General features: G+C 49.4%; 9 protein-coding genes. 8 read left to right on the forward strand and 1 reads right to left on the reverse strand.

Translation table 11 applies throughout. The features are described from left to right. Window positions 1–121 precede the first annotated feature (121 nt). From cysC to cysN, 3 genes are all read left to right on the forward strand, one after another. On the forward strand, window positions 122–652 hold the full coding sequence (gene cysC / locus FN808_RS10325) for an adenylyl-sulfate kinase (RefSeq protein WP_142714513.1): 531 nt from the start codon (window positions 122–124) through the stop codon (window positions 650–652). 165 nt (window positions 653–817) lie between these two features. Next, the gene (gene cysD / locus FN808_RS10330) at window positions 818–1,723 is read left to right on the forward strand and encodes a sulfate adenylyltransferase subunit CysD (protein ID WP_142714514.1); all 906 of its coding nucleotides are present in this window, start codon (window positions 818–820) and stop codon (window positions 1,721–1,723) included. A gap of 78 nt (window positions 1,724–1,801) precedes the next feature. Beyond that, entirely contained in the window at window positions 1,802–3,082 is a 1,281-nt protein-coding gene (cysN, locus tag FN808_RS10335; protein WP_142714515.1) for a sulfate adenylyltransferase subunit CysN, read from the forward strand. 98 nt (window positions 3,083–3,180) lie between these two features. Here the strand turns inward: cysN and porD are convergent, their stop codons facing one another. Beyond that, window positions 3,181–4,095, reverse strand: a complete 915-nt coding sequence (gene porD, locus FN808_RS10340; RefSeq protein ID WP_142714516.1) for a type IX secretion system protein PorD — start codon at window positions 4,093–4,095, stop codon at window positions 3,181–3,183. A 35-nt stretch (window positions 4,096–4,130) separates the two neighbouring features. On the opposite strand from porD, the gene FN808_RS10345 reads away from it, so the two are divergent. The 5 genes from FN808_RS10345 to FN808_RS10365 all read left to right on the forward strand — a co-directional run bounded on the left by FN808_RS10345 (window position 4,131) and on the right by FN808_RS10365 (window position 12,222). After that, window positions 4,131–4,982 carry a PorV/PorQ family protein gene (locus tag FN808_RS10345; protein WP_142714517.1) on the forward strand — a complete coding sequence of 284 codons (852 nt, stop codon included), beginning with the start codon at window positions 4,131–4,133 and terminating at the stop codon, window positions 4,980–4,982. Then, entirely contained in the window at window positions 4,982–7,036 is a 2,055-nt protein-coding gene (locus tag FN808_RS10350) for a ComEA family DNA-binding protein (RefSeq protein WP_142714518.1), read from the forward strand. Before FN808_RS10345 ends, FN808_RS10350 begins: the two co-directional genes overlap by 1 nt. A gap of 337 nt (window positions 7,037–7,373) precedes the next feature. Continuing rightward, window positions 7,374–10,370 carry a tetratricopeptide repeat protein gene (locus tag FN808_RS10355; protein ID WP_142714519.1) on the forward strand — a complete coding sequence of 999 codons (2,997 nt, stop codon included), beginning with the start codon at window positions 7,374–7,376 and terminating at the stop codon, window positions 10,368–10,370. Continuing rightward, the gene (gene aroA / locus FN808_RS10360) at window positions 10,370–11,659 is read left to right on the forward strand and encodes a 3-phosphoshikimate 1-carboxyvinyltransferase (RefSeq protein ID WP_142714520.1); all 1,290 of its coding nucleotides are present in this window, start codon (window positions 10,370–10,372) and stop codon (window positions 11,657–11,659) included. The genes FN808_RS10355 and aroA overlap by 1 nt, the downstream gene beginning before the upstream one ends. Window positions 11,660–11,796: 137 nt before the next feature. Continuing rightward, entirely contained in the window at window positions 11,797–12,222 is a 426-nt protein-coding gene (locus FN808_RS10365) for an Hsp20/alpha crystallin family protein (protein WP_142714521.1), read from the forward strand. Window positions 12,223–12,284: the final 62 nt, after the last annotated feature.

Genomic DNA, 12,284 nt, shown 5'->3' on the forward strand with positions numbered 1-12,284 from the left:
TTGTTGACAAAAGGCTGTTTCAGGATATTTGGGAGGGCTTCCCGGGCAAACATGCGAAAATGATCAGTGAATTTAAGCAACCACAATAATACATTAAACGGAATAAAAGTATATTTACGCAATGTCAGAAGAAAAGAAGTTAAAGCCGGCTGTTCTCTGGTTTACCGGTTTGTCGGGATCTGGAAAAAGTACAATATCGGAAAAGGTATACCCGGCCCTGAAAGAGCTCGGCTACCGGGTTGAACATCTGGACGGAGATGCCATCCGCGAGATTTTCCCGAAAACGGGTTTCAGCAAAGAAGAGCGGAATGCTCACGTCAAAAGAGTGGGATATATCGCCAGCCGGCTTCAGGCGCACGATGTCTTTGTCATTGGTTCGTTTATATCTCCCTATCGGGAAGCACGGGATTTCGTGCGCGAGATGTGCGGGGATTTTGTGGAAATTCATGTATCCACGCCGCTCGAAGTATGCGAAGAACGGGACGTCAAGGGGCTCTACGCCAAAGCACGGAAAGGGGAGATCGATAATTTCACCGGCATCAGTGACCCTTATGAGGAACCGGAAAATCCAGAGCTTACCATAGATACGACAGATATTACACCGGAGGAAGGCGTACAGATGGTTCTGGACTATCTCAGAAATAGAGACTAGAACCAGGCAGGTGTGTTCTCTCAAGAATCATAGGATGAAACATTCCTGCTTCTAAATAAATAAGAAGAGTACAATAAAAACTGTTGGAGACGTTCTCTAATGGTATTTATATCTATTAATGCTTAGTTTTAGCAGCTTTGTAAAATAAATCAATGAACTTGTTGTATGCGAAAGTATAAGTTAAGCCACATTCGGCAGTTAGAAGCTGAATCTATTCACATTATGAGAGAGGTTGCCGCCCAGTTTGAAAACCCGGTTCTTATGTTTTCGGGTGGGAAAGACTCTATCACCATGGCCCGCCTGGCAGAGAAGGCATTTTGGCCGGGCAAGATTCCATTTCCATTTTTACATGTGGACACCGGTCACAATTTTGATGAAACCATTGAGTTTCGTGATCAGCTGATGGATCACCTGGGCGTTCGCCTGATTGTGGCCAAGGTACAGGACCTGATCGACTCCGGACGGGTTAAAGAGGAAAACGGCCCCAATGCCAGTCGAAACAAACTGCAGATTCCCGCCCTTCTGGATGCGCTCGAGGAGCACGGCTTTGATGCGGCCTTTGGTGGGGCCCGCCGGGACGAGGAAAAAGCACGTGCCAAGGAGCGTTTCTTCTCTCACCGGGATGAGTTCGGCCAGTGGGACCCCAAGAACCAGCGGCCGGAACTTTGGAATTTGTATAACGGCCGGAAAAACCACGGCGAGCATTTCCGGGTATTTCCATTGAGTAATTGGACTGAGATGGATGTATGGCAGTACATTGCGGCAGAAGAAATTGACATTCCCAGCTTGTATCTCGCCCACGAACGCGAAGTTGTGGAACGGGAAGACACTTATTTAGCCAAGTCCAAGTATATTACCCTGAGTAAAGAGGAAGAATATGAGATGCAAACCGTCCGTTTCCGGACCATTGGAGATATGACTTGTACCGGGGCTTTCAAGTCGCAGGCATCCACCGTACCGCAGATTATTGAAGAGGTTGCTTCCGCACGTATCACCGAACGAGGCAACCGAACCGATGACAAACGGGCCGAGGCTGCCATGGAGGAACGTAAAAAGCAGGGATATTTCTAAAGAAGGATTTTTTTGGAAGCCCGTGACTGCACCAATACAAAATTGCGAAATTAATTTATAGCAAATTCTACTGATAGCATGAGTTCGAATAAAACAGAAGCACAAAAATATCTCGATATGGACCTCCTGCGGTTTACGACGGCAGGAAGTGTAGATGACGGCAAAAGTACGCTTATTGGACGGCTGCTGTATGATTCCAAGTCTATTTTTGATGATCAGATGGAAGCGATAGAGGAATCAAGTCAGAAAAAGGGGGATGAATATACCAATTTGGCCCTGCTGACCGATGGACTTTCAGCTGAACGGGAGCAGGGGATCACCATTGATGTCGCCTACCGTTATTTCTCGACTCCCAATCGCAAGTTTATTATCGCTGATACGCCGGGACACGTGCAGTATACCCGTAATATGGTGACCGGGGCTTCGACGGCCAACTTGGCTGTGATTCTGGTGGATGCCCGGACGGGGGTCATTGAACAGACCTGTCGCCATTCTTTCATCGCATCATTACTGCAGATCGAACATATTGTACTGTGTGTCAACAAGATGGATCTTGTGGATTACAGTGAAGAGCGCTTTCGGGAAATTCAGGAGGAATTCCGATCCTTCTCTTCCAAACTCGATATTCCAGATATCCATTATATCCCCATCAGTGCACTCTATGGTGATAATGTGGTGGAGAAATCAGATAATATGCCGTGGTATGGTGGGTCAACACTCTTGTATACCCTGGAAAATGTACAGGTTGACAGCGACTACAATCATGTGGATAGTCGCTTCCCGGTGCAATGGGTAACGCGTCCACAGTCGGAGGAATACCCTGACTACCGGGGCTATGCCGGAAAAGTGGCTGGCGGAGTATTTAAGCCCGGAGACGAGATAATTGCACTTCCGTCTGGGTTCACCAGTACGATTGACACCGTGGAAACCTTTCAGAAGGAAGAAGAGGAGGTCTTCCAGCCGATGTCAATCACGATGACCCTCGAAGATGATATTGATATCAGCCGTGGTGATATGATCGCCAAGCCCGACAACCAGCCCAAGGTGGGACAGGATATTGATCTGATGGTCTGCTGGCTCAACAAAGAGCAGCTCAAGCCAAACGGGAAATATGCACTCAAGCACACTACCAAAGATGCACGGTGCATTATTAAAGATGTAAAGTATAAAGTAAACATCAATACCCTGCATCGCGTTGAGGGGGACAAGGAAATTGGGCTGAACGATATCGGGCGTATTCAGATTCGGACCACCGAACCGCTTTTCTACGACAGTTACAAACGCAACAGGGTGACGGGAAGCCTCATTCTGATCGATGAATATACCAATGAAACGGTGGGTGCGGGGATGATTATCTGAGCTGGAACGGCCCTGCTTTTTCTTTCACCTGAGCATTGCATTCAAGGACAGCGACAGTCCTGTTACGGCCTTCCTTTGGGTTGACGAAAAGCCATCTTCTACTGTAGTTTTTGATATTCCGAGAGATGGCTTTGATCAATATTAGAGAGCAGCTGATAGGCCTCAAGCCTAACTTCAGGTTTGGCATCTTCGAAAATATTGCCAATTTCACGATATTTGGTATTGAAAAATGTATCGAAGAGCAGGTTTGAGGCAGTGGTTTGTTTCGCCTGTTCTATTTTCTGCAGTGCCTTCAGAATTTGTTGACGTGCTTCTTCCGGATCATCAACAAAATAGTCCAGCCCCTGTCGATGATACTGATACATGGCCAGGCGAAGCCCTTCATAATTGGGATTCAGCAGGCCGGCCACCAGCAGTGCCCGGTTGCGCCGGTTCATGCTTCCGCGATCCCAGCCGGGTGCAGTGGATGGCGCCTGGGATACAATGTTCTGAGCCTCTGAGAAATAGGGCGTGCCGCCGAGTTCATCGAAGCTGTCGAAATCGTACCCCAGAATAATGTAAGCGTAAAAGTCCAGGAAACTGGTTAAAGCATCGAATCGTAGCCTGTCATGAATGAGGCTGCGATTGGGTGTATAGGAGAAACCCCAGTTCTCCTCATTATAAAAAAAGAGTGCTGTTTCACGGGCCGTATGGTAGATGGGACGTCGTGATCTGAAAATTACCTGGGCATCAAAGTTGAAATTGTCATCTACACTCAGTAACGTAATCTGTATATCAACCCGGACCCGTTCTTCTGTCCCAAAATTGGTATCGGTCCAGGTATATTCATTGAGGTACGTTTCTATTTCATCAGAGAGATTGTCCATATAGCTGAGCGAGGTACTGTTGATTTGGCTGCGATCTACGGTCACATCCGCATTAATCTCCTGACAGGCAGCCTGCTCAGAGAATAGCAGGGCAAGAAGACAAAGAGCAAGGGAGCTCCACCTTTTAGATACAGAGAGTAAATTCATCAAAGCGACAATTCAAAAATAGGGAGTCGTTTATTATGAAGTGTATTATACAAAAGCATCAGGATTCTTACAGAAAGTTCTTTTTTCTATCTATATCAGCCTTTCTGCTGTATGCATGGCCCGCTGATCTCAAGTCACAAGCGGTTTTGGGAGCACGGGAAATGGCGATGGGGCAGGCAACTACGGCCCTGCCTAACAGTTCATGGTCGATTTTTTCCAATCCGGCTATGATGCCTGGCAATCAATCATCGGTCTCGTTTTTTGGTGTACGCTATTATGGGTTGTCTGAGATCACCGATATAGCGGCTGCCGCAATCTATGCCACTTCGGTGGGTGTCATCGGAGCAGGAGTACACCGTTATGGATACAACTTGTTCAATGAAAGCAGGCTGCGGCTCGGGTACAAGAACGCAGCGGCGGGATTTCATTACGGGCTTGTTATGAACTACAGTCACGTGGCTCAGGGTGGAGAATACGGGTCAGCCGGTGCGCTGGGGGTGGACCTGGGGGTAGCGGCCCCCATTCTGCCGGAATTATGGATTGCGGCCAAGGCGGTTAACATCAACCAGCCCGTATATGGATCACGGAATGGGGAGGAGCTGCCGCGAAATCTCAGCCTTGGATTCTCCTATTATCTTACCGATATCGCCCTTTTTTCAGGCGAGGTATTCAAGGATGTGCGGTTTCCCATAGCCTATAGGGGAGGGATTGAGGTTCAAATTGTGGGAGGACTGACCGGGCGGGCCGGCATGACAACCTCACCGCAGACTTTTACAGCGGGTTTTGGGTATGCAGGTTCCTTATGGAGGACAAGTGTGGCTGTTCAGCGTCATGAAAACAGCATCCTGGGATACAGTCCCGCGGTTGATTTCAGTATCAACTGGTGATGCGCATCTTCAGACTGAGCATATTGATAGGTGTATTGATGCTTCCGGCTTTGAGCGCCGCCCAGCAGCCCGACTCGGTGCGCTCTGAAGTACAGAAGGATCTGGAGCAGGCCCTGGAGGAACTTGATTCGGAGAGCAGGGAGAATAAGAGTGAGCAGCTGATACAGTTTTTGCAGGGACTGGCCGCAGATCCTGTGAATATCAACAGGGCTGATCTTCAGGCGCTCAGGCAGGTGCCCGGCGTGAACCTTAAGATCGCCCGTGCGATCATCCGCTACCGTAGTCGTGTAAAGCCGTTCGAAGGGCTGGATGAATTAAAAAAGATCACCGGTATTGGCAAGGTAACATTCGAGAAAATGAGTCCCTATGTTACCACAGGGGAGGGGATGGCCCTGAGCAAGCTGCTGTACTCGGATTATCGCTACTGGACGCATAATGGGCAGCTCCAGGTGTTTTCAAGATACCAGCAGGACCTGCAACAGGGACGGGGGTATACAACGGCACCCCGGGAAGGCGGCTATGTGGGCAGTCCCGTCAAGTATTTTCAGCGAATAGGTTACCGGAGTGATCATTTGTCTGTAAACCTGACACAGGAAAAAGATGCTGGTGAGAACCTGTCCAGTCCCCTTCGCTTTGATCACCAGTCATGGCATCTGGCTCTTGAAGGGAACGGCCGGTTACAAATGCTTGCTTTGGGAGATTACAGTTTATCTTTCGGGCAGGGCCTGGTGCTGTGGAACGGCGGATCATTCGGCAAGGGCAGCAGTATTGGAACGGTAAACAGAAATGGCCGCGGCATCAAGCCGTATACCTCGGCTCAGGAAACCAATTATTACCGCGGCGCGGCTGTAACTTATGGAGGTCAATTCCAGCTGACGGGTTTTTATTCCTCCCGGCTCCGTAGCGGCCGTTCCGTTTCGCAGGATACCACCCGCTTGCCTGATGAAAGCGGCTATCATCGGACCCTGAATGAGTATGAACGGAAGGGTAACATCAGCCAAACAGTACTGGGAGGACGGGCACAGGTTGAGTTTCCCGTTGGGATTATAGGAGCTACCGGTTACAGGACAACATTTGATCGCTATGTTGCGGCAAGTGACCAGGACTACGCCTTGTACAATTTCCGTGGAAGATCTTCCCTGACTGCCGGCGTTGATTATACTTTGGTAGTGGGACCAGCAGTCGTTTTTGGTGAAGGGGCAGGAAGCAGCAACGGCGGCTGGGGACTTATCACCGGCCTGGAGAGTTCGATTGGAAAAAAGACGGGTATTATGCTGGCCTATCGCAACTATCGGAAGGAGTTTCAGTCGCTTCTCGGGGATGGATTCGGCGAAGCTTCAGGGCCGCCGAAAAACGAAGAGGGCATGTATATGGGGTTGGAGCATGAGGCTGGCGATAGATTAACATTAAGTGTGTATATGGACCAGTTCAGGTTTCCTCATGCACGTTTTGGGACGTACCAGGCAACCAAGGGATATGACTGGCTCGGAAAAATAGAGATGGACATCATGCCGGGGCTGGAGGCGTATCTTCAGGTCAAAAGTGAAACCAAAGAAGATGAATATGAGTGGGAAGATGAGACAGGGCGCCTTCATCGAATGCTGGGGGAGGCCCGGCGTAGCAGCATCCGGGGGCAAATAGCCTACTGGATTAACGAATATGTCCGAATGCGTACCCGTGGAGAGTGGATCCAAAGTCGCGATCCCAGTGGCAGCAAAGAGACCGGCTACCTGATGTATCAGGACCTGCGTCTGCTGGTTGCTTCGGGTCTGACACTGGATGCCCGATTGACGTTCTTTGATACCGAAAGCTACCGCTCAAGAGTATACCAGTTTGAAAATGATCTGCTTTATGTTTTTGCCACTGAGCCTCTCTTCAACCAGGGACAGCGTATGTATCTGTTGGTCAATTATGAACCTATCTCTCTTATCGAGATATGGGCTAAAATAGGCCATACTAAATACGAAGACCAGCAGGTGATAGGCAGTGGGCTTAATGAAATACAGGGGGATAGCAAAACGGAGATCAGTTTTCAGATACGATTCAAGTTTTAACTGGGCGAGCGGAATGCAGCGGGATATGGATGAGATTCATGAGTTCTGAAGACAAAGGGGGGCTTATTTTATATACGCGAATCTTTTCCGGAATGAAGAGCCTCCGTTTTCGAAGGAACATTTTGCTTTTATTGGCATACTAATCAACAACACGATACGTATTTGTTGCGAGGGGTCGGAATGCGTCTTGAAGGCAGTGTTTAGCTGGAATGATAAAATAATAGGTGTGTTCATACTTATTTTTTACATTTAGACCTCTTGTAATCTCATGCTTTAACTATTGATTTATATTGATATCTTTGTTCACAACTGAAACAGCAAACGGTTTCTGTATCTCATGGTAAATCTATCCAAATTTCTCAGTATTATTTTAGCCCTTGTGATAGGCTATGCTGTTCCCGCTCATGGCCAGGAAGTTCAAAAGTCCTCATCCGATGACTATCAAAGAGGGATTCAGCTGTTCGACCGGGGATTATATGAAGAGGCGGTGGGAGAGCTGGAACAGTTTGTGGATACGCACGAGGAACACCAGCTCGCGCTATCTGCTCAGTTCTACTTGGCCCGGGCTAATGCGAGAATGGACTCCTTGAATAAGGAATCGTATTACGAGCGGTTTATAAGCAGGCATCCGCATTCTGATTTTGCCTCAACCCTGCTGTTTGACTTGGCGGAAGAAGCCAAGAGAAAGAAACAATACAGTAAGTCGATCAACTTGTATCAGCGGTCTATTGACCTGGGGCTTCCCAAGAAAAAAGCAGCTGAAGCGTATTACTGGATGGCGGAAGTTGCCATTGAGGCCGGAGATACCGAACAGGCGAGGAAATACTTTTTGACAGTAGGTGAGAAATATCCTGATTCTGAGTGGGCTCCCAAGGCGCTGTACACGCGCGGCCGCCTGTTTTTAAGCGAAAATAACTATGATGCTGCCACCCAGGCCTTTGAGCTTCTCAAGAAACAGTATCCCAATGCCGAAATCACCCGGCGCATTGGAATGGCCCTGGGTGAATCCTATTACCAGCAGGGGCGCTATCAGGAAGCTATTGGCGCATTCCAGGATGCCATGCCCTATCTGGACGAGGAAATGAAGACGAAGGCTGTATTATTAATAGCTGAAAGCCACAATTATCTGCAAAACTTTGACGAGGCATCGGCCAATTACCTGCAGTATATCAACCGTACCAAAGGTACAGACAAGGAGCGTTCGGCCCATTATGGACTGGGATGGCTCTATCACAAACAAGAGATTTATCACTGGGCCTCTGACGAGTTCGAAAAAGCTGCAGTGGGATCGGATGAACTTGCCCGGAAGGCTCTGTATTATAAAGCGGTAAACGAGAAACTGGGTTCCCGGTACCGGGAGGCGATGGAAACCTTCCGAAGTTTTGGAGACCGGTTTCAAGAGGGGCCCTGGGTTGAGCAGACCTACTATGAATGGGCTATTACCGCTTATGAAATGGGCAACTACTCTGAAGCTATTGAGGTCTTGCTGCCGCTGGTTCGAAATGAGGAACAGTTGGAGTGGGGCGGCAAGGTTTATACACTATTGGGTGAAGCATATTTTGCAAACGAAGAGTATACCCGTTCAATAAAAGCGTTTGAAGCTGCTGAAGCTGTGACGGATGTTGATCCGGCGGTAAAACGGGAGGCCCGTTTTCAAAAAGCCTGGGTGCAGTACAGTAATCAGGCGTATGAGGCGGCACAGGCTATTTTCCAATCACTTCATAATGAGGTTCCCAACGAGGAGATAGGAAAAGAAGCGCTATTCTGGAGTGCGGACGCCTACTATAATATGGAGGAGTACGGTCCGGCTGCCAATCAGTTCAGTCAGTTTATGCAGCAATATCCGGATCATGAGCTGGTCGGTCCGGCCAGTTATTCGCTGGGATGGAGCTATTTCAAGATGGGCAATTTTAAGGAAGCCATTGGTCCCTTGAATACCTTCCTCCAAAAGTACGAAGCTCCTGAAACAGCGCTCTACCCCTACGACACTGATACCCGGCTGCGCATAGGTGATGCCTACTATGCCCTGGGGAACTACAGCGATGCCATTGCTACCTATAAACAGGTGCTGGGAGCAGAACCGGGCGGTGACTATGCGCTCTTCCAGATAGGCAACAGCTATTACCGCAGCGAACGGACCTATGACGCGGTGACTACCCTTCGACGGTTCCTGCGTACCTATCCTGACAGCCGGTTGAGCGAGCAGGCGCAGTATAATATCGCCTACATCTATTTGAATACCGGAAATTATTCTCAGGCTGTTGAAGAATTTCAGACCGTTATTAATAAGTATCCCGGTACCAGCTGGGCCGCTCGGGCGCAGTATAATATCGGGGATACCTACTATAATGCCGGCGACTATGACAAAGCGATTGCAGCCTATAAGGAAGTAATGGAGAAGTATCCGGATAGTGATTACATCATCGAGGCTGCCAACGGTATAGAATATGCACAGGTGTCTGCAGGGAAAACGGACACCGGTACCTCCGTCTTGGAGGATTTTCTTCAGGAAAACCCCCAGACGTCAATGGCCGATCGTCTTCGGTTCCGCAAAGCGGACAAGATGATGCAGGCCGGCGATTACAACGGCGCAATAGAGGAATTCCAGCAATACATACGAATCACAAACAACGAGGAGTTGCTTCCTGATGCTTATTTCAACATGGCGAATGCCTATGAGCAGACCAATCAAATGAACGAAGCTATCAACGCCTATCAAACGATTGTACAGGAATACCCCGATTCGGAGCGGGCCGGTCCTTCCCTGGCGGCACTGGGACGTGTTGCCTACAGCCGGGGTAACTACCAGCAGTCTAACGACTATTTCAGCCAGCTCCTGGAGCAGGGGGGGAGCCAGTATCGCCTGGAGGCCTTTATCGGAATGGGCAATGCTCAGATTGCCATGGGCAACACCGGTCAAGCCGAGGAGCAATATCGCTCAGCCCTCGAGGTCAACGGAAGTTACGATCCTGCAAATGTTGGCCTGGCCAGAGTGGCTATTCAAAACGGTGCATACCAGGATGCCCGTGATCTGTTAAATTTGGTGGCCGAGGCCAATACGACGGAAGTGGGGGCCGAAGCACAATATCTGCTCGGAGTGGCTAGTCAGCGCAGCGGCAGCTACGAAGAGGCGGTGCAAAGCTACGCAAGAGTCAGCGTACTTTACGGTGCTTTTGACCGATGGAATGCCAAGGCGCTGCTTGGAAAAGCGGAAAGCTTTCTTAAGCTGCAGCAGCCCGGCGAAGCTCAAGCTGCCCTGAACACGCTGGTCACTGATTATCCGGACAGCCCGGAAGCACAGGAAGCACAACGTATACTGGATTCTACAAATTAATGGATTACAAAGTACAACCGGCTACGTCGTTGCAGGGAACCCTGCAACTACCCGCCGATAAGTCTATTTCGCATCGGGCAGCCATGTTTGCCGCCCTGCATGAGGGCACCTCGGTCATCACCAATTTTTCAGAAGCGGCAGATCCCCACAGTACCCTGGATTGCCTGCGTCGCCTGGGTGTAGAAATTGAGGAGCAGTCCGGCCATACCATCAAGGTGGAGGGGGTGGGGCGCGACGGCATGAAAACCCCGTCCACTGACTTGGACTGTGGAAATTCCGGAACTACGATGCGCCTGCTCAGTGGTATTATTACCGGTTCAGGACTATCGGCGCGGTTAACGGGCGATGAATCTCTCTCTAACCGGACGATGAGACGCATTATTGAGCCGCTCCGTAGGATGGGGGCTCATATTGACGCTCGAGAAGATGACTTTGCGCCCCTTTCAATAAGCCGCAGCGCCGCCTTGAAACCCTTGCACTTTCCGCTGCCTATCGCCAGTGCTCAGCTGAAATCGTGCGTGCTGCTTGCCGGCCTGTTTGGAGAAAAACCGACCGAAGTTGTTGAAACCCTGCCCAGCCGCGATCATACCGAACGGCTGCTGAGTCTCTCCATTGTAAAAGAGGGAGAAAAAAAGATTATCCGGTCCAGCCGCCAGGACCCTGTACCGCAGCAGTCCTACCGGGTTCCCAATGATTTTTCTGCAGCCGCTTTTTGGCTGGTGGCCGGGGCCATTCATCCCGATGCAAGCATCAGGCTGCCAAAGGTAGGGTTGAATCCATCCCGTACAGGGGCCCTGGAGATTCTGAAGCAGATGGGGACCGATATTGAAATTACGAACAACCACAATGCAGGGGCCGAGCCGGTTGCTGATATCCGGGTCAAGAGCTCCAGGCTGCGACCGGTTACGATAACGGAAGAGATTGTTCCCAACTGCATTGATGAGATCCCGATTTTAGCCATTGCCATGCTTTTTGCCGACGGTGTATCGAAGGTATCGGGGGCTGAAGAGCTGCGTCACAAGGAAACAGACCGCCTGCATGCCCTCGCGGAAATGCTGAGTGCGGCCGGAGCTGAGTTCGAAGAGTATGCAGACGGACTCAAGATAGCGGGAGACCCGGATTTTATCCCTGATGGAGCAGCATTTAAAAGCTTCCATGATCACCGCATTGCTATGGCGGCGGCGGTAATGGGACTGATGGGGGAGGAACCCTCAACGGTACTGGACGGCGACTCCACTGCTATTTCCTATCCCAACTTCTGGACCGACCTGTCAATGCTGACGAATTGATTTTTCGTTCCGCAAATTTGACAAAAGCTGCCTATTGTTGACGCAATAATGCCAATACGTCATAAAACTATCCTTTCTTTGTAGCTTGGCATTGTGATTGCTCTTATAAGAGCGAACATCAACAAATGGGTGGATCCATGAGTGAATTCAAAGTCGATATTGAAAAACAGCTAACGAAGCTTGGCAAGGATATACAGGATTTCGTGGAGCGTATTGTTCCCCTTGAAGATCGGGGCCATGATTTTACCCCTGCCTGTGATATCATTGAAAGTGATAAAACTTTTGTTATTAAGCTGGATTTGCCCGGTATGGCTAAAAATGAAATTAACATTGCTCTCAAGGAGCAGGTATTGACCGTCAAAGGCGAACGGGCAGAAACATTGGATGAAGATGAAAAATACAGCCGGCAGGAGCGTTCGATGGGGGTATTTTCACGCTCCTTTGCACTGCCGGAAAATGTGAATACCGCCGAAACCGAAGCCCGGTTTAGTAAAGGAGTGCTTTCCATTACAATGCCTAAATCGGAAATCTTTGATGACGCAACCTCAATACCGATAAAATGACAGCAAGAATGTTCCCCCGGTGTTTTTCCGGGATCTAAAAAAATCTGCTGATACCACGTTTC

Source organism: Fodinibius sediminis (assembly GCF_900182555.1).
In the GTDB taxonomy this organism is placed as follows: Bacteria; Bacteroidota; Rhodothermia; order Balneolales; family Balneolaceae; genus Fodinibius; species Fodinibius sediminis.

Coding starts and splice junctions, on each gene's coding strand:
- cysC (WP_142714513.1), top strand. CDS start 122: ATGTCAGAAGAAAAGAAGTTAAAGCCGGCTGTTCTCTGGTTTACCGGT.
- cysD (WP_142714514.1), top strand. CDS start 818: ATGCGAAAGTATAAGTTAAGCCACATTCGGCAGTTAGAAGCTGAATCT.
- cysN (WP_142714515.1), top strand. CDS start 1,802: ATGAGTTCGAATAAAACAGAAGCACAAAAATATCTCGATATGGACCTC.
- porD (WP_142714516.1), bottom strand. CDS start 4,095: ATGAATTTACTCTCTGTATCTAAAAGGTGGAGCTCCCTTGCTCTTTGT.
- FN808_RS10345 (WP_142714517.1), top strand. CDS start 4,131: ATGAAGTGTATTATACAAAAGCATCAGGATTCTTACAGAAAGTTCTTT.
- FN808_RS10350 (WP_142714518.1), top strand. CDS start 4,982: ATGCGCATCTTCAGACTGAGCATATTGATAGGTGTATTGATGCTTCCG.
- FN808_RS10355 (WP_142714519.1), top strand. CDS start 7,374: ATGGTAAATCTATCCAAATTTCTCAGTATTATTTTAGCCCTTGTGATA.
- aroA (WP_142714520.1), top strand. CDS start 10,370: ATGGATTACAAAGTACAACCGGCTACGTCGTTGCAGGGAACCCTGCAA.
- FN808_RS10365 (WP_142714521.1), top strand. CDS start 11,797: ATGAGTGAATTCAAAGTCGATATTGAAAAACAGCTAACGAAGCTTGGC.